The 17,861-nt window shown below is 60.3% G+C and carries 14 protein-coding genes; 9 read left to right on the top strand and 5 right to left on the bottom strand.

Going from position 1 to position 17,861, the window contains the following annotated elements; genetic code table 11:
* Nucleotide 1 precedes the first annotated feature (1 nt).
* The 9 genes from E2F50_RS17985 to E2F50_RS17945 all read left to right on the top strand — a co-directional run bounded on the left by E2F50_RS17985 (nucleotide 2) and on the right by E2F50_RS17945 (nucleotide 10,640).
* Nucleotides 2-1,753: a type I secretion system permease/ATPase gene (locus E2F50_RS17985; protein ID WP_133317555.1), complete on the top strand. Its 1,752-nt coding sequence runs from the start codon at nucleotides 2-4 to the stop codon at nucleotides 1,751-1,753.
* The gene (locus E2F50_RS17980) at nucleotides 1,750-3,042 is read left to right on the top strand and encodes an HlyD family type I secretion periplasmic adaptor subunit (protein WP_133317554.1); all 1,293 of its coding nucleotides are present in this window, start codon (nucleotides 1,750-1,752) and stop codon (nucleotides 3,040-3,042) included. The genes E2F50_RS17985 and E2F50_RS17980 overlap by 4 nt, the downstream gene beginning before the upstream one ends.
* 57 nt (nucleotides 3,043-3,099) lie before the next feature.
* Nucleotides 3,100-4,527, top strand: a complete 1,428-nt coding sequence (gene eglC, locus E2F50_RS17975) for an endo-1,3-1,4-beta-glycanase EglC (RefSeq protein ID WP_133317553.1) — start codon at nucleotides 3,100-3,102, stop codon at nucleotides 4,525-4,527.
* Nucleotides 4,528-4,748: 221 nt separating this feature from the next.
* Nucleotides 4,749-5,582 carry a transporter substrate-binding domain-containing protein gene (locus tag E2F50_RS17970; RefSeq protein ID WP_133317552.1) on the top strand — a complete coding sequence of 278 codons (834 nt, stop codon included), beginning with the start codon at nucleotides 4,749-4,751 and terminating at the stop codon, nucleotides 5,580-5,582.
* Nucleotides 5,583-5,603: 21 nt separating this feature from the next.
* A complete protein-coding gene (locus tag E2F50_RS17965; RefSeq protein WP_133317551.1) occupies nucleotides 5,604-6,350 on the top strand; it encodes an amino acid ABC transporter permease in 747 nt (248 codons plus the stop codon).
* Between the two features lie 74 nt (nucleotides 6,351-6,424).
* The gene (locus E2F50_RS17960; protein WP_245515472.1) at nucleotides 6,425-7,138 is read left to right on the top strand and encodes an amino acid ABC transporter permease; all 714 of its coding nucleotides are present in this window, start codon (nucleotides 6,425-6,427) and stop codon (nucleotides 7,136-7,138) included.
* An 11-nt stretch (nucleotides 7,139-7,149) separates the two neighbouring features.
* Nucleotides 7,150-7,953 (top strand): amino acid ABC transporter ATP-binding protein, encoded by an 804-nt coding sequence (locus E2F50_RS17955; RefSeq protein ID WP_133317549.1) that lies wholly within the window; start codon nucleotides 7,150-7,152, stop codon nucleotides 7,951-7,953.
* A complete protein-coding gene (locus E2F50_RS17950; RefSeq protein WP_133317548.1) occupies nucleotides 7,950-9,296 on the top strand; it encodes an MmgE/PrpD family protein in 1,347 nt (448 codons plus the stop codon). Before E2F50_RS17955 ends, E2F50_RS17950 begins: the two co-directional genes overlap by 4 nt.
* Before the next feature lie 39 nt (nucleotides 9,297-9,335).
* The gene (locus E2F50_RS17945) at nucleotides 9,336-10,640 is read left to right on the top strand and encodes an LLM class flavin-dependent oxidoreductase (RefSeq protein ID WP_133317547.1); all 1,305 of its coding nucleotides are present in this window, start codon (nucleotides 9,336-9,338) and stop codon (nucleotides 10,638-10,640) included.
* Nucleotides 10,641-10,713: 73 nt separating this feature from the next.
* On the opposite strand, the gene fhuB is transcribed toward E2F50_RS17945, so the two are convergent.
* From fhuB to E2F50_RS17920, 5 genes are all read right to left on the bottom strand, one after another.
* Nucleotides 10,714-12,681, bottom strand: coding sequence for a Fe(3+)-hydroxamate ABC transporter permease FhuB (gene fhuB / locus E2F50_RS17940; protein WP_133317546.1), 1,968 nt, complete (start codon nucleotides 12,679-12,681; stop codon nucleotides 10,714-10,716).
* The gene (locus E2F50_RS17935; RefSeq protein WP_133317545.1) at nucleotides 12,678-13,562 is read right to left on the bottom strand and encodes an iron-siderophore ABC transporter substrate-binding protein; all 885 of its coding nucleotides are present in this window, start codon (nucleotides 13,560-13,562) and stop codon (nucleotides 12,678-12,680) included. Before E2F50_RS17935 ends, fhuB begins: the two co-directional genes overlap by 4 nt.
* Nucleotides 13,563-13,573: 11 nt before the next feature.
* The gene (locus tag E2F50_RS17930) at nucleotides 13,574-14,386 is read right to left on the bottom strand and encodes an ABC transporter ATP-binding protein (protein ID WP_425375395.1); all 813 of its coding nucleotides are present in this window, start codon (nucleotides 14,384-14,386) and stop codon (nucleotides 13,574-13,576) included.
* Between the two features lie 60 nt (nucleotides 14,387-14,446).
* Nucleotides 14,447-15,307 (bottom strand): alpha/beta hydrolase, encoded by an 861-nt coding sequence (locus E2F50_RS17925; RefSeq protein ID WP_133317687.1) that lies wholly within the window; start codon nucleotides 15,305-15,307, stop codon nucleotides 14,447-14,449.
* Between the two features lie 151 nt (nucleotides 15,308-15,458).
* Complete coding sequence (locus E2F50_RS17920) at nucleotides 15,459-17,600, bottom strand: TonB-dependent siderophore receptor (protein WP_133317543.1); 2,142 nt, start codon at nucleotides 17,598-17,600, stop codon at nucleotides 15,459-15,461.
* Nucleotides 17,601-17,861 lie beyond the last annotated feature (261 nt).

The raw sequence follows: 17,861 nt of genomic DNA, 5'->3' as shown, positions 1-17,861 counted from the left end.
TGTGTCTGGAAACAAATCGGCTTTGCATGGAAGTCCCTTCTTCGGGCTTATCTCGACCCTCCACGACGGTGCGGTGGGCCTCGCCGTCAGCAGTTGTCTTGTCAATCTTCTAACCCTGACGGGCTCGTTCTTCATGCTCCAGGTTTATGATCGCGTCATACCCGGCCGCAGCCTGCCGACACTTGCCGGCCTGGCGATTATCGTCGTCACGCTCTATGCCTTCCATGGCGTGCTGGAGATCATCCGGTACCGGCTCCTGGCGCAGATCGGCCGGGCTGTGGATCGGCGCTTTTCAGGCGCTGCCTTTCTATCGGTCGCTCTGTCGGCCTCGCGCCCGCTACGGTCCGGAGATGGGTTGCAGCCGGTTCGCGATATCGACACTGTCCGCAATTTCCTGTCCGGACCCGGTCCAGGCGCCCTCTTTGATTTGCCATGGATGCCGTTCTATCTCCTGCTGTGTTTCATGTTTCACAGCTGGATCGGACTGACGGCTCTCATAGGAGCGTTCATCGTGACCGGCTTGGCCTTGCTGATGGAGGCCAGGTCGCGTGAACCGGAAAGACAGACCGCATCGATCCTTTCGGAACGAATGGCATTTGCGGGAGCCGCCCGCCGCAATTCGGAAGCCGTTTCAGGCATGGGTTTTGCCCATGCACTTTCGGCGCGGTGGAGCGAGATCAGCGATCGCCATCTCAGCAGTCACTTGCACACCGCCGCGCTGGTGAACTCCCTGTCGACACTTTCGCGCTCGACGCGCATGCTCCTGCAGTCCGCCGTACTGGCTGTAGGAGCTGTTCTCGTCATACGACAGGAAGCGTCGGCCGGCATCATGATTGCGAGCTCCATCCTTGTCAGCCGCGCTTTGGCGCCAATGGAACTGGCTATTTCGCAATGGAGAGGCTTTACTGCTGCGCGGCAGGCGTGGGCCCGGCTCGACCACAAAGTCCCGACCGGGCACGGCACGCGGCAGCGCGTGGATTTGCCGGCGCCGCGGCAATCCCTGACCTTGGAAAACCTGCATCTTGCAGCCCCCGGCTCGAGAAACGCCATCATCCGCGCCATTTCGCTCGATGTCTACGCCGGTGAAGCTGTGGGAATCGTGGGACGAAGTGCTTCTGGCAAGTCGTCCTTGGCGCGCGGCATCGTCGGGCTATGGCCTGCTCTTGCCGGCGAGGTGCAGCTTGATGGGGCTTCGCTGTCGCAATGGGCGCCCGAGGCACTTGGGCGGCATATCGGCTACCTGCCGCAGGACGTCTCGCTGTTCGAGGGGACAGTCGCTGAAAACATTGCCCGCTTCGATCCAGACGCGTCTTCGAAGGCGATCATAGCCGCCGCCCGGGCAGCAGGGGTTTACGACATGATCGTCGGCTTGCCGGAAGGGTTCGAGACGCGGATAGGCGAACAGGGCAGCGTCTTGTCGGCCGGCCAGCGCCAGCGCATCGGCTTGGCGCGCGCTCTTTACCGCGATCCTTTCCTGATCGTGCTCGATGAGCCGAATTCCAATCTCGATATCCAGGGTGAGCAGGCGCTGACCCAGGCGATCCAGGGGGTAAGAGCCCGCGGCGGAGTTTTGATTGTCATAGCACATCGGGCAAGTGCGCTTGTTGCCGTCGATAAGGTTCTGATCCTCGAGGACGGCCGCGCCAAGGCATTTGGGCCGAAGGACGAGGTTCTCAAACCCGAGCAGAAGCCGGCGGCCGCGACCGGTTCCTTCGTGCGGCTGCTGCGCGCCGGAAGCGAGGTCAGATCATGAGCAAGACCAGTTTCACACCGGAAGTTCAAGCGATCCGACGCCTCACCTTGGTAGCCGTCGCCACCGGCATCCTGCTTATCGGCGGCATTGGCGGGCTTGCCGCTGCCATCCGCATCAACGGAGCTGTGATCACCCACGGAACATTGGTCATCGACAGCTATGTCAAGCCGGTTCAGCACCAGAAGGGTGGAAGGGTGGACCGGGTGCTAGTGCGAAATGGCGATCGCGTTCGGGCCGGCCAGGTTCTAATCCGCCTCGACGATACGCAGACGAGGGCGAGCCTCGCAATCGTCTCACGGCACCTTGATGAACTCGGCGTGAGAACCGCTAGACTTTTGGCGGAACGTGACGGCAGTGATGCCATCACCTTTCCCATTGTCCCGGACGCCGATACCGCCCTCATCAAGAGCGAGCAACTGCTGTTTACCGGACGCCGGGCCTCGCTGCGCGGCAGGACGGCGCAATTGCGGGAGCGCATTCGTCAGTTGGACCAGCAGGTGGAAGGCCTGATGGCCCAGCAGGACGGCAAGAGCCGCGCTATCGATATTATCGGCAAGGAGCTCGCAAGCCTTGAGCCGCTGCTTCGCCAAGGGGCCACAACGGTAACCCGAGTCTACGCTCTGCAGCGAGAGAACGCCAATCTGAGTGGTGAACGGGGCCGGCTCGTGGCGTCAATCGCTGAGATCAAGGGGAAGATCGCGGAAACCGAGCTGCAGATCATCCAGATCAACGATGACCATCAAATAGAGGTCTCCGAACAGCTGAGGCAGGCGGAAAGCGAAAGCAGCGAGTATTTCGAACGTCGAGTTGCAACCGAAGATGACCTGCGGCATGTGGATATCCGTGCGCCCCAGGACGGCATTGTCCACCAGCTTGCCGTACACGGATCAAGCGCGGTGATTGCGCCTGGCGAGGCGATCATGCAGATCGTACCCGATCAGGATATGCTGACGCCTGAGCTGAAGTTGTCGCCGCAGGATATCGATGAAGTGGTGGTCGGTAAGCCGGTAGGCTTACGGTTCTCCGCCTTCAGCTACAGAACGACGCCGGAGCTTTCGGGACATGTAGCCTCGGTTTCCGCCGATGTAACGACCGATGCCCAATCCGGACAATCCTATTATACCCTGCGCGTTGCAGTCCCTCAGGATGAATGGCGTCGGCTTGGGGGCCTTGCACCGGTTGCCGGAATGCCGGTGGAAGCTTTCATCGAAACCGGCGCGCGAACCGCGCTCAGCTATCTCGCTAAACCCGTGACCGATCAGCTTGCCCGGGCGTTCCGGGAGCAATGACTGCAGCTCGTTCAGCAAGCAGATACTTAAATACCTTGTGACCCAAAGGAGTTGACGATGGCCAAATCAATACAGAATGCCGCCGGCAGGCCGCTCTACTATAGCGGCACCTCGACCGCATGGTTTTCCGCGACCGGCTCTGGCCCGGTGCTCAAGGGCACGGCCGGCAATGACTCCATCTGGGGGGACAGTGCCGTCAAGCTCACCATGCAGGGAGGCACAGGCGACGACATCTATTATCTCTACTCCAGCATCAATCGCGCCGTGGAGGCTTCCGGCGCCGGTGTCGACACGATCAACACCTGGATGAGCTATACACTGCCGGCCAATTTCGAGAACCTGACGGTCACAGGAAGTGGGCGCTATGCCTTCGGCAATGCTCAGGACAATATCATATCCGGAGCTTCCGGCAGCCAGACGATCGACGGCGGCGATGGAGAAGACGTGCTGATCGGCGGAGGCGGAGCCGATATCTTCATTCTCGCTCGCGGCAATGGCAGCGACCTGATCACCGACTTCAGCAGTGACGATACCGTCCGGCTGAACAGCTACGGGCTGTCGTCGTTTGAACAGGTTCTTTCTTATGTGACGCAGGTGGGTGCAGACCTGAGGCTGGATCTCGGTGGCGGGGAAAGCCTGGTTTTCGCCAATATCAAGGCTTCGGATTTACAGGCCAAACAGTTCCAGCTGGTGCTGGACCGCTCGGATCTTGCCCTGTCCTTCAACGACGATTTCAACAGCTTGTCGCTCCGCATCGGCAATCAGGGCACCTGGGACGCGAAGTTCTGGTGGGCGCCGGAGAAGGGCAGCACGCTGACTGAAAACGGCGAGCAGCAATGGTATATCAATCCCTCCTACGCGCCCACGGCTGCCGCAAATCCATTCACCGTGAGCAATGGCATATTGACGATTTCGGCTGAGCCGGCATCGCAGGCGATTCAGACGCAGATCAACGGCTACGATTATACGTCCGGTCTGCTGAATACATATTCATCCTTTGCTCAAACCTATGGCTACTTCGAGATCCGCGCCGACATGCCAACTGAACAGGGCGTGTGGCCAGCTTTCTGGCTGCTGCCGGCCGATGGCTCCTGGCCGCCTGAACTCGATGTCGTGGAAATGCGGGGGCAGGATCCGAATACGGTCAATGCGACCGTGCACAGCAACGCGACCGGCGCCCATACGATGACATCCTTCCCGGTCAAGGTCGCAAGTACCGAAGGCTACCACACCTACGGCGTTCTCTGGGAAGAGGACCATATCACCTGGTATTTCGATGATGTCGCCGTCGCCCAGGCAGATACGCCGGCTGATATGCATGACCCCATGTATATGCTGGTGAACCTCGCCGTCGGTGGCTCGGCCGGAACGCCGACTAACGGCTTGGCAAGCGGATCTGACATGCACATCGACTACATCAGGGCCTATGAACTGCCCGCAACTTCAGTTGCAGAAGCCAGTTCCGTCGCCGACTGGCACATTTGAGCCAGGCGGTCGGTCTGGCGGGAAAGTCTAAGCCATCAACCGGGTAAGGCGTGTAAAATCTTGGGGCTGGGCAAAGAACAACCCTGCATTAGAGCAATTTTGTCTGCCTTCCCAGCCCAGGCCGGCACGGAATTTCTCATCATGACATAGCTGCTGGAAGAAAATTGCTCGTTGGGGGTGAGGGCCTTCAATATGGTGCATCGCACATAAGGAGTCATCTGATGTCTGCCAAGCTTACTGCTAAAATTGTCTTCGGACTTGCCCTCTCGATTACTGCCTTGAGCGGTACGCAGGCTTCAGCCGATTCGACGCTGGAGCGCATCAAAGGTCGAGGCAAGCTGACCGTCGGCCTCATCCTGTCTGGTGCGCCCTTTGGTTTCATCGACCCGAAAACGCAGGAGCAGAAGGGCTATAATGTCGACATCGCCAAGGCGCTGGCCGCCGATCTCGGGGTCGAACTGGAGAGCGTGACAGTCACCCCGCCAAACCGCGTGCAGTTCCTGCAGCAGGGCAAGGTCGATATCCTGATCGCCAACATGCAGTACACGGAAGAACGCGCCAAGGTTCTGGACTACGTTCCAACACCTTACGACCGTGCCGGCGGCGCTGCGGTGGTGCGCAAGGACAGCGGTTTGAAAGACTGGGCCGACCTCAAGGGCAAACCGGTCTGCATCTCGCAGGGCTCCAACTATGCGCAGCCGCTCGCCGAAGAATACGGCGCAATCGTCAAGGGGCTGCCGAGCCAGCCGGAATCCTTGCTGGCGCTTCAGGGCGGCAATTGCGTTGCTGCCGTACATGTCGGCGCAACCGTCGGCCTGCTGCTCCAGGACCGTGCGGACGAATGGAAGGATTTCGCCATCCCCTTCCCCAACGAGCTGATTCCGTCGGACAGCGTCATCTGGCTGCGCAAGGGCGAAGCGGACACTCAAAAGGCACTCGACGAATCCGTGAAGAAGCTGCATGCTTCCGGCAAGCTGCTTGAGTTGGCAAAGGCCAATCGCCTGCTCAATACCAAGTATCTTGAGGAGGAAAACAAGAAGCTTTCTGCCAAGTAAGGAAGGCAGCGTTAAAGCCCTATGCAGGACATGAACCTGACCAGCCTGTTCATCGAACTGATGGCCAGGTTGGGTCTCAATTACGAGTTTCTGGCAACCGGATACGAGGCGCAGATCTGGCGTGATGGTTTTCTCACAACGCTCTATCTGGTCGCCGTCACGATTCCCGTCAGCCTGATTGTCGGCCTGATCTTTGCCGCCTGCCTGACCTCGAACAGGCCTTGGCTTTCCGCACCTGTGCGCGGCTTCGTGGAGCTGACCCGCAATACGCCGACTTTGGTGCAGCTGATGTTCAGCTTTCTGGTGCTGAACACAGTCGTTTCCAATATGGTAGGCGGCGCACAGAACAATCCCCTCTCGCCGTTTTTCTGGGTCGTCGCCGTGGTCGGGCTGCATGTCGCAGCCCTGCATGCGGAAGCAATCCGCGGCGGCATCGAAGCCGTTCCATCCTCAATGATTGAGGCGGCGCGTGGCATGGGTTTCAGCCCGTTCGAGATTATGCGCTACGTGCAGATACCGCTCGCCTTTCGTTCCTCGCTGCCGGCCATCGTGAACGGTCTCATCAGCCTCGTCAAATCCACCACCGTCGGCAATGCGATCGCGGTCAGCGAAATCACTTATGCATCGATCATGGTGTGGACCCAGCGCGACAATGTCGTGGAACTGATGATTGTACTTCTTGCCTTCTTCAGCCTGATCAATTTCGTGGTGGCCCGTGTTGGCTCATGGGTCGAGCGCAGGCTCGCCATCCCGGGTTATGGCCTATGAGCATGACGGCAACTCAAGCATCCAAAACAACAAGCAAGAGCAGCCGCGTGCTGCGTTCGATCGGCTTCGTGGCGATGCCGCTGCTTGTGATCGGCTGGTCGCTGATCGACCTGTCGCTGGGCCGAGAACTGGTGGAGTGGATCCCTTATCTCGCCTCCGGCTTTTCGATGAACATCCTCATCACCATCTGCGCGGTCACGCTCGGCACCACGGCCGGCGTACTTCTGGGCCTGATGCAGCTGGCGCCCTACTGGTTTGTCCGCCTACCCGCGCAGGTCTATGTTCAGATTTTCCGCAATGCCCCGGCTCTGGTGCTGATCTTTGCCACGACGTATATCTTTCCGTTCGAGGTCGTGCTGTTCGGCAATTACCTGCCCTTCCCGGACTGGGTCAAGGCGGTGATCGGCCTTGCCATCCTGTCCAGCGCCTATATTGCCGAAATCACCCGTGGCGCCGTGCTCTCCATCCCGACCACGCAATGGGAAGCCACCAAGGGCCTCGGTTTTTCGCGCCTGCAGGCGTTGCGTTACGTCATCCTGCCGCAATGCGTGCGCCGCTCGCTGCCGCCTTGGATGAACGTTGCCTCGTCAATGGCCATGGGTACCTCGCTCGCCTCGCTGGTCGGCGTGCACGAACTGATGCATGCCGCAACAGACGCCAGCACCGCGGTGCGCCGGCTGGATTTCACCATTATCGCCTATGTCGTGGTCATGGCCGCATTTTTCACGCTTTGTTACCCGATTGCCCGCCTAACCCGTCGCCTGGAACGGCGCTTCAACACGGGCTGAAGGAACTTATAATGACTGCATCCCCCGAGACTGAGACCAACACCGCGATCGTGAAACTGGAGGACGTGCACCTGTCCTTTGGTCAGACGCAGGTGCTGAAAGGTATCGACCTCACTATTTACAAGGGCGATGCCTTCTCGATCATCGGTCCGTCGGGTTCGGGCAAATCCACCATCCTGCGGTGCATCAACGCGCTGGTGACGCCGCAGAGCGGCAAGATCACCGTCGCCGGCACCCGCGTCGATCAGTTGACCAAGGAAAGCGAACGCATCCAGCTGCGCAAACGCGTCGGCATCGTGTTCCAGCAATACAATCTGTTTCCGCACCTGACCGTGCTCGACAATATCGTGCTGGCACCGACCAAAATTCTCGGTGCCGACAAGACCGCGACCGTCAAACTGGCGCGCGAGCTTCTCGAAAAGGTACGCCTCTCGGAAAAGGCGGATGCCTATCCCGGCCAGCTTTCCGGCGGCCAGCAGCAGCGCGTGGCGATTGCCCGCGCGCTTGCAATGAAGCCGGAACTGGTTCTGTTCGACGAAGTGACCTCCGCGCTCGACCCGGAAACCGTCGGCGAGGTTCTATGGGTGATCCGTGATCTCATCCGCGACGGCATGACCAGCATTCTCGTGACCCACGAGATGCGCTTTGCCGAGGAGATCAGCGACACCGTCGTCTTCACCGAAAACGGCCGCATCGTCGATCACGGCTCGCCGCAGCAGATTTTTCACACGGCCGACAATCCTCGCATCCGCCAGTTCGTCGGCGGTCTTTCCGGTGGCGGGCGCGGCGCAGTGCGCGACGGCGAGGGTATCTGACCATGGCCAGTGCACCTTGTACCACCGCTTTTGTCGAGGCGATCATCCATTCCGACCCGACCCGCGATGCTGCGGCCATGGATGCGGCCCGTACGGCAATCATCGATTTTCTCGCCTGCACGATTGCCGGCGCGACAGACCGGACGACCAGTGTGCTCGCAAAGGCAGTGGGCGCCGATCTGCCGGGCAACGCAATCCTCGTCGGCAGCGACAAGAAGACCGACGCGCTGGTGGCAGCAGTAGTCAACGCCTATGCCGGCCATGTGCTGGATTACGACGACGTTCATGCCAGCGTGCGCGGCCATCCGACGACGGTGATCCTTCCGGCGCTGCTAGCTCTCGCGGCAGAACGCGAGTTTTCAGCCGAAGCTTTTGTCGCCTCCTACGTGGTGGGGCTGGAAGCGATGGCGCGGCTTGGTCTTTCGCTCGGCTCGAAACATTACGAGAATGGTTTTCACGCGACAGCAACGCTTGGCCCAATCGGTGTTGCTGCCGCCATCTGCCATTTGACCGGCGCATCCGTGGAAGAAACCGCTATTGCGCTCGGCATCGCTGCTACCCAGGCATCCGGTCTGCGACTTCAATTCGGCTACGACACAAAACCCTATCACGCCGGCATGGCCGCCCGATCCGGCCTGCTGGCTGCACGGCTGGCGGCGGCCGGTTTCGGCGGCGCACCGGATTTCCTTGACAATTCGGTCGGCTTCCATTCGGCCTACGCTTTCGACGCAGGCAAGCCGGAACTGGTCAGTGCAAACTGGGGCGCACTGTGGCAGATCGTATCGCCCGGTCTGACCCTGAAAGCCTATCCCTGCTGCACGGCCAGTCACCCGGTCGCCTCGCTGGGCATCGAGCTTAACGGCGAAGGTCTCAAAGCAGACCAGATCGAAACGATCACCTTCACCTATCCGCCCGGCGCCGATGCTGCTCTGGTCGTGACCAAACCGACCAATGGTATCGAGGCCCGTTTCAGCCCGGAATATGTGTTTTCCGCCGCCCTGATCGACGGCGCGCTGCGGCTCGACCATTTTGACGAACGCCCAGTCGAAGACCGCATCATGACGCTCGCCGCCCGCGCTGGCCGCCGCCATGACGAAAGCGCACCACGCATGTCAAGCGATCCGACCACGCGTTTTGTCGTGCTCGACATCATGCTGAAAGACGGCGGCACCATCAACCGGCGCTTCAACGGCCTGCCAGGCATTACCGATCCGACAGAAAAATTTTCCGACGCCACGGCCGGCAGCTCCGCCTTTGCCGAGATCCCCTCGCTCGTTCGCGGCATGAAGAGCGCCGGCGACCTTGGTCGGCTTCTGGCGCTGCTCAACCAGACCCATAGTTGACCAAAGAAATCCGCGCTAGATCCGACGAAAGACACTGCCATGACCGCCAAGCGACAAATCCATCTCGGCCTGTTCCTGCAGGGCGCCGGCCACCACGTTTCCGGCTGGCGCCATCCGCAGGCGGAGGCCGGCAGCGAAAATTTCGACCTGCTGCGCCGCGTCTCAGTCATCGCCGAAAAAGCGAAATTCGACATGGTGTTCCTGGCCGACGGCCTGACCAGTGGCGTCGACGCGCATCCTTCCACCATTGCCCGCTTCGAGCCGCTGACGCTGCTCGCTGCACTGGCGCTGGTGACGGATAAGATCGGCCTCGCCGCGACATCGTCTACCACCTACGGGGAGCCCTATCACACTGCCCGCGCCTTCTCCTCGATCGACCATCTGAGCCATGGCCGTGCCGCGTGGAACATCGTCACCACGTCCTATGCCCGCACTGCCAATAATTTTTCCAAGCCGCATCCCGAGCATGACGAACGTTATGCCGTTGCCGAAGAATTCGTCGACGTCGTGCGGGGCCTTTGGGACAGCTGGGACGATGACGCCTTCATCAAGAACAAGGAAACGGGCGTTTATGCCGACCCGTCAAAAGTTCGCCTGCTCGATCATAAGGGCAAATATTACTCGGTGAAGGGTCCGCTCAACATTCCGCGTTCGCCGCAGGGCCATCCGATCCTCATCCAGGCCGGTTCTTCCGGTCCCGGTCAGGACCTTGCCGCCCGCACAGCTGATGTGGTGTTCACCGCCCAGCAGAGCCTCGCGGAAGCGCAGGCCTTCTACAAGAGCCTGAAGACCCGCGTCGAAAAGGCCGGCCGCCATGCCGATGACGTCGCCGTCATGCCCGGCTTCCTGCCGGTGATCGGCCGCACGTCGGAGGAAGCCGCCGACAAGCTGGCCGAACTCGATCAGTGGACCGACTTGAAGAGCGCCATGCCGCTTCTGGAAGAACGCATCGGCCACAGCCTTGCCGATTACGATCCGGATGGCCCGCTGCCGGACCTGCCGATCTCCGACCAGCTGCGCAGCCGCGCCGAGCTTTTGACCGCGTTGGCGCGACGGGAAAACTTGACAATCCGCCAGCTGGCGCTGCGCGTCGCCGCCGGGCGCGGCCACCATATCGTACTCGGCACCCCGGTCGAAATCGCCGACCGCATGCAGGAATGGTTCGACGGCCGCGCCGCCGACGGCTTCAACGTGATGCCGCCCTTCTTCCCGGAAGGTTTAGAAGACTTCACTCAGTCAGTGGTGCCTATCCTGCAGGAACGTGGCCTTTTCCGTACCGAATACAATGGCTCAACCTTGCGCGACCATCTAGGTTTGGCTCGACCTCCGTTGTTGAGCCCGTGACACGTCAGATACCGCGCCGAGCCAGTAGCTGCCGACTTTAAGCAAGTCATCTTCTCGATCAACATATTGAAGATTACCGCTTCCTGCTCATCAAGAACATTAAGCAGGGCGCGCCGATAAGCGCCGAGATGAGGCCAGCCGGAATCTGGTAAGGTGCGGCAATGGTTCGACCGGCAAAGTCTGCCGCGACCATCAGCCCGCTGCCGATCAACGCTGCGCCGCTCATCTGCGGCAGAGATCGCGTCAGACCTGCCTCCCGTGCAAGATGCGGCGCCATGAGCCCAACAAACGAAAGAGGTCCAACTGTCAGTGTAGCGGCCGCGGTCATCAGCCCCGACAGCCCGAACAGCGCCAGTCTCGAATGCTTCAGAGGGATGCCGACAGCGGCGGAAGGAGCAGGGCCGAGCGGCAGGATGTCCAGCCAGCGGCGTGCAGCCAGAGAAACCATGATCAGCACTGTCGCGATTATCACCTCGGCCATGGCCGTCGAGCCGCTCACCAGATAGGTCGATCCGCTCATCCAGCGCATCAGCAAAGCCGCCCTCGGATCTCCCGTGGAGTTCAGAATCCCGACGACGGCGTCGACCATGGCACTCAGCGCGATGCCGGCGAGCAAAACCCTTTCCGGAGCAAACCCGGAGCGTCGCGACGTCAGGAGGATAAGGCCAAGAACCGCGACGGCTCCGGCAACGGCAAAGGCGAATTGTCCCAGAAAGACCGGAGCAATTGCGAAAAGCGCAATAGCCACGCCAAAGGTTGCGCCAGCGCTGATCCCGAGAACCTCTGGGCTCGCCATCTCATTGCCGGTCAGCCGCTGGAGGATCGTCCCCGCAACGCCGAGCATCGCACCTGACGCAAGCGCCGCGAACGCCTTCGGTGCACGGATCGCCAGGATCTGACCGAGAAAATCACCGGAAAGAATTGTCCATCCGCCGCCAGGGGTACGGCCGACAAACAGGCTCAAGATGACAAGAACGAGAACGGTTGCGGCTAGGATGATCACCGGCACCTTTGCCCCCCATAGACGCGGCCGCTGCCAGCTCTGCGCCTGCTGAATCCGGTGACGGATCTTCAGCCGCGGTAACAGTGCCAGAAGCAACGGCGAGCCGAAGATTGCAGTGACCGCACCGGTCGGCAGGAAGTCCCGGACGCCGCCTGCAAGCAGCTGCAGCACGGCATCCGCAAGGAAAAGCAGGCCTGCACCGATCAACGGAGACCAGAAGATCAGGTGAACCGGCCGGCGCGCTCCCGCCAATCGCGCAAGCGTCGGAGCAACGAGCCCGATGAAACCAATTACCCCGACCGCGCTGGTGACGAAACCGGAAAGCGCCACTGCGCAGGCGATGACAAGGATACGAAGGCGAGCCAACCTCACCCCAAGTGCTGCCGATCCACTTTCCCCCAGATCGAGCAGCGACAACGGCCTGATCGCCAGCCCGCAGATGGTCGCAAGCAAAACAATCTTCCAGGCGAGAGACAGGGGAATGACCCAACTCTGCTGTGCCAGCGATCCCGCCCCCCATATGAATAGGCTTACGAGATATCGCTGGTTGAGATAGGTGAGGATTGCCGAAAGCCCTCCGCACCAGAGGCTCAGGACCAGACCGCAAAGAACCAGCGAAAACGGCGAAAATCCCCGTCGCGCGCCGAGGCCCACGACGATCGCCGCCGCTGCGGCACTTCCCCCGAGCGCAACGATGTCGCGGCCCGCACCAAGAAGACCGGGCACGAAAAGCGAGACCACGACCAATGCGAGATTGGCTCCAGCCGAAATGCCGAGCGTGCTGGGATCGGCCAACGGGTTTCGCAGAACCTGCTGGAACAGTGCGCCCGACAAGGCCAGTGCAGCGCCGGCAAGCAGTGCCGTGGCAAGCCGCGGCAAGGTCGAATAATAAAGCAGCATGCGCTGGATGTCGTAACCTTGCACTGCCGGAGCCGACAGCGCCGGTTCCACAACCAGCCACGAGGCAACACTCCCACCACACAGCAAAGCCAAGAACACAAGCGCTGGCCCGAGATGGTCACGGCGATAAGCGCTCATACGTCCTGATCCAGAAGGTCGGTCACAAGGCGGGCGAAACGCACGGCCTCGTTGACCATGCCGAACATCAGTGCCGGCGGAAGCACGGAGAGGTGGCCAGGCCGTGGAAAGGGAAGCGACTGCCACAAGGGGCTCTCCGCAAGTTTGGGCAGCACGTCGGCCGGAACCGGATCAAAGGCGATCAGCCGGGCCTCGGGGTCGGCAATACTGGACAGCTCTTCGAGGCCGATCGTTTCGAAGCCCCAGAAGTTGGATTGCCGCGTCCACGCATTGCGCAGGCCGATGCGCTCCAGCGTGTTGTGGAACAGTCCAGGGGCAGAATAGATGCGCGCATGGCGGGCATCCATGAAGCTGACCAGCGCCACCGAAGGACTTGGCCGGTGAGACAGCCGCTCACGGCAGGTCTCGAAGAACGCGTCGGAACGCGCCAGGAAAAGCTCAGCCTGGCTTTCGCGGTTGAGTTCAACCGCCAGCTTGCGTGTGGCCGCGACCGCGGCCGGGAGAACAGCGCCGCTATCGGGCGTGAAGATTTCCAGCCGAAGCACTTTCGCTATGGGCTGAAGCTTCGGCAGAAGCTCGTCGAGATAAGGCGTGGTCAGGATGATGTCCGGCTTCAGTTGAACGAGGACCTCGAAGTCGACCTCGTAGGAGCTACCGATATCGACGACGGATGGCGGCAGGGCTGGCTCGACTATCCATTTGTTCCAGTCCGCCTGTTCGGAAATTCCAACAGGGGTTATCCCAAGCGACAGAAGTGTGGAGGCAAGTCCGTAATCCAGGCTGACAATCCTCTGCCCGGCGACTTCCGCCAAGACCGGCCCCGGAATCTGTAGAACTGCCGCGGCGGTGTATTGGAGAAATGAGCGCCTTGTAATCTCCATCCCCATCGGCCTCAACAGGCATAGGCGAGCGGATGCGGGAGTGCCGGAACAGCAACCACATCCATTTCGACCCCATAGATTGCGCGCAGCGTTTCCGGAACCAGGATCTCGCCCGGCGTCCCGCTCGCCACCACCCGTCCGCCTTTTAAGGCATGGATCCGGTCGCAGAAGCGCGCCGCCATATTGATGTCGTGAAGGACGATGACGACGCTGCGGCCGCCTTCATGGGCCAGCCGCCGTACCAGAGACAGCACTTCGACCTGATGGGCCACGTCGAGCGCCGCGGTCGGTTCGTCGAGCAACAGACACCGAGCGTCCTGCGCGATCAGCATGGCGATCCATGCCCGCTGCCGCTCGCCGCCGGACAGTGTTCCCACCAGACGATCGGCGAAGGGCTCGATATGGGTTGCGGCGAGTGCTGCTTCCACCATCTGCTTGTCGACCGGAGAAAAGTGTCCAAGCGCACCGTGCCACGGATAGCGCCCGCAGGCCACCAATTCGCGGATTGTCATCTCGGAGCCGGTGCCAAGATCCTGCGGCAGATAGGCGACAGACCTTGCGAAGTCCCGTCCGGGGAAATGCTGGAGGGCGCGACCGCCGTAAGCAACCGATCCAGCCGTCGGCGTCAGCTGTCGTGCAAGGATCTTCAGGAGGCTGGATTTGCCCGAACCGTTATGGCCGACCAGCGCCACCACCTCTCCTGCAGGGAAGGAAAGGCTAACCTCCGACAGGATCGCCCGGCCGTCGATCGACAGGTCGATCTTGTCGACAGCGAAAGCATTCGTCGTCTCAAGCGTATCGTGCGCGGATCGGGCAAGGGCCACGGCATTTCCTATTCTTGTTTTCAGGACGCGGACACAAGGCCGCATTCCGTGAAAGGCAGATTATGCTGCGCTGCTTCGAAAGGCGATGCCGACAGCGCGGTTCACGGCTGGCCCGAGCACGGACATGTGGGTCTGGCGGGCAAACAGCTCGAACTCCGTCCGGATCTCAAACCCGTTCAGCCGGTCTGCCATTTCCTGAGCCAAGGCAACCGTTCGCTCGCTTTTCTTGTTTTCCAGGCGCTTCTCCGCATCATTGTTGCGGTACTGGAAAGGCGCAAGCTCGTCTCCCTCGTACTCACCGGCCGACAGATGCAGGAAGGCTGCGTGACCGGAAACCCTTTGGCGCCGGGCCTCGTTGTTCAAGATCTCGCTGCCTTCCCAGTAGATCGTCGGGCTCGCCGAGATCCAGTTAGCGAAGAGGCTCGGGCGCTCGAACAGTGCATAGAGCGTGAAGAGACCGCCAAAGGAGTGCCCGAAGAGCGAACGGCGTGTCGTGTCAAGCCGCACCATCTCCCCCAGCCGCGGGAAGAGCTTCTTCTCGATGAAGTCTAGCAATTCCCTCGTCCCGCCGATGCGAACCGGAGGCCCCCCTTCATGGTAGGGTGGATAAGTCTTGATCGGCGGCGGACCGAGATCCCAAGCGCGTCGCAGCGCATCATAGGGTTCATCGGATGGATAGCCTATTGCCGCGATCGCGCCCCAGGTGACATTGGTGCCGGTTGGATAGGGTGCCTGCGTCACAAGGCTTGCGAATGCAAACGGAAAGGTCGCATTGCCATCGGTTAGCACCAAAAGCGGCCACCCCTCGGCGGGCGGCTCACCCTCCGGGATGAACAGGAGCACGCGATAGGGTTCGCCGCCCGCATCTGATGCAAGGTCGAAATAAGTGGTTCCGGGCAGTGTGTAGGCTTTTTCGGTCATGCTCATCGACTGGGAATGATACCCCTTAACATTGAACTGAACGGCCGTGCGGCCGAAGCAGGACGTTCCCTGGTTTTGCGTTAAGTCCGGCCAGGTTGCGCAAACGTCTGCTTCCGGTGGATGACGGAAGCAGACGCAGAATTAGTCCAGTTCACCACTTATACTTCAGCGAACCCAGCACTGTACGGCCTTGGCTGAAGTAGCAATAGCCGCCATTGCAAACCTGCTCCTCGCGGTTGGCGAGGTTTGTCGCGCTGACGGCGAGCGAAAGTCCCTTCAGGTCCGGCGATTTGGCGCCGAAATCGTAGGAGAGCGATGCGTCGAGATAGGCGACTCCCGTATTCTTTGCGGTGTTGTAGTCGTCGGTAAAGGACTCGCTTGTGGCCCGCACGCCCGCACCGATGCTGAACCCGCCAATGGCGGTCTCTTCCGGTGCTGCATAGTTCACCCAAAGCGACGCCACGTGGCGCGGGGTGGTCGTGGGGGTGTTGCCGATGATGCTGCTGTCGAGGTTCCCGGTCACTTCGCCGTGGGTATAGGTATAGGCGGCAATCAAGCTTATGCCGTTGTCGAAGGTCGTGCGTCCTTCAACCTCAAAACCTGTAAAGGTGTTCTCGCCGGAGTTTTTATAGATAAAGATCGGAGGGGTGTAGCCGGCATATTGTGGCTTATCTGTTTCAACGAGCCGATAAACAGCAGTGGTCAGGGAATAGTTTTCGCCTTCGGGCTGGTACTTGATACCCGCCTCAATCTGGCGGCCTTTCGTCGGATCAAGCACGACGCCTCCGGCCGCACGCTCGGTCGAAGGCACGAAAGATGTTCCGTAGCTGACATAAGGAGCCAAGCCGTTGTCGAAGAGATAAAGGAGCCCGACCTGTCCCGACAAGGCGCCCTCATCCTTTTCCGCGCCCGTGCCTGCGACCTTGTCGCTGGTTTCCTGGTGCAGCCAGTCGTAACGCAGGCCGCCGACGAAGCGCCAGTTGCCGATCTCGGCCTGCTCCTGCGCATATATCCCCGTCTGGCGCAGATCATTACCGGTAAAGCCCGTCAGCGCAGGAGTAGGCGCGCTTCCAATGGCGGAGGGATATGCATAATCATACCCGTCTGCAAAATCCGAGTTTACCCCTGTGTAATCCAGCCCAAACAACACGGTATTGGCTACTGACCCGGTGTCGAACTTCGCTTGGAGCTGGTTGTCGATCTGGTAGGCGCGAACTTCGTCAGTTACTCCTGCGGTTGCCCAGCTGTCAGCGGGTGCGCCTGGTGCGCGAGGCACCAAGGTTCTTGTATCGACATAGCGAGCCTCGAGATCGAGATCGCTGACGCGCGCGTTCTGCCGGAAAGTCAGGCCGTTTTCGAATTCATGTTCAAGCTGGTAGCCCAGCTGGTACTGCCGAACCTTCTGAAAGTCGTAGTCGGCATGACTGACGCGGCGAATGTCTCCGCCATCCTCATATGTCCAGGTGCTCGCTTCGCCTTCGCTCTTCTGCGCCAACCCATAGACCGTGATTTTGGTGCTGTCTGTCGGCTCCCAGGTGAAGGAGGGCTGCAACAGATAACGGTCGTCGGCGATGTCGTTATTGGTTTCCCCCTCACGAACCAGGCCGACAACCCGGTAAAACAATTCGTCGCTTTCTCCGACGGGGCCGCCGAAGTCGAAAGCCGCCTGTTTGCGGCCGATCGTGCCGTATTGGAGCTCGACCTCATGATGGCTTTCTTCCTGGGGCAGCTTGGAGATCTTGTTGACGATGCCGGCGGCGCTCGCTGCGCCATACATGACAGAAGCCGGTCCCTTCAGCACTTCCACACGGTCAAGCGTGTAGATCTCCGTCGGGAAGGTTCCATAGGTCATCACCGGCTGGCGCAGGCCGTCACGAAAATCACCGCTGGTGGTTGTTTCGATCCCGCGGATGTAGACCTGGTCGAAGCGCGGATCGTAGCCGAAGCCACCGGTCGTAACGCCGGACGTGTAGCGGGTGGCCTGGATCAGGTCTGTCACGTGACGCTGCTCCATCTCTTCGCGGGTTAACACCGAAACGGAACGAGGAGTCTCCACAAGAGGTGTATCGGTCTTCAATGCGGAAACGGATTGCCGGGGGACAATCGTGTCGTTGTCCTCATTAATCGTCTCCGCGCCGGAGCTTACGACGATCGTCTCCAACTGCGTTGCCTCACCAGCAGCATTTTGCCCGGAAGCCGTGACCGCTGTCAGCAAAACTGTCATTGCGCTCAGCAGCATTGTAGAACCGAGAACTTGGCCACGGGCAGGAAACTGGTGGAAGGCGACTATCATTGCCCAATCCTTTTCGGCATGCAGCAGATGGTGATGGTGATCGAAGGATCACCGAGGTGAGGAAGCGACTGGAGACGTCCAGCGCACCTATAGAACCCGATTTCTCAGCGATCAATAAATATGACGCTTGCAGTCATCTTTAAATCGAGGTCTGTTAAATTTGCAACGCATCCTGCTGAACAAGAGCCCATTGCAGCCGAGGCATTAGTAAGCAACTCAGCCTATTTGGGCAGTGAGCGTCCTTATCGCGCACCCCGTCTG

The sequence above is a fragment of the Rhizobium deserti genome, from assembly GCF_004358025.1.
Classification (GTDB): Bacteria; Pseudomonadota; Alphaproteobacteria; order Rhizobiales; family Rhizobiaceae; genus Neorhizobium; species Neorhizobium deserti.
The sequence above is the reverse complement of the archived record's forward strand: the minus strand, read 5'-3'. Positions and strand labels throughout refer to the sequence as shown.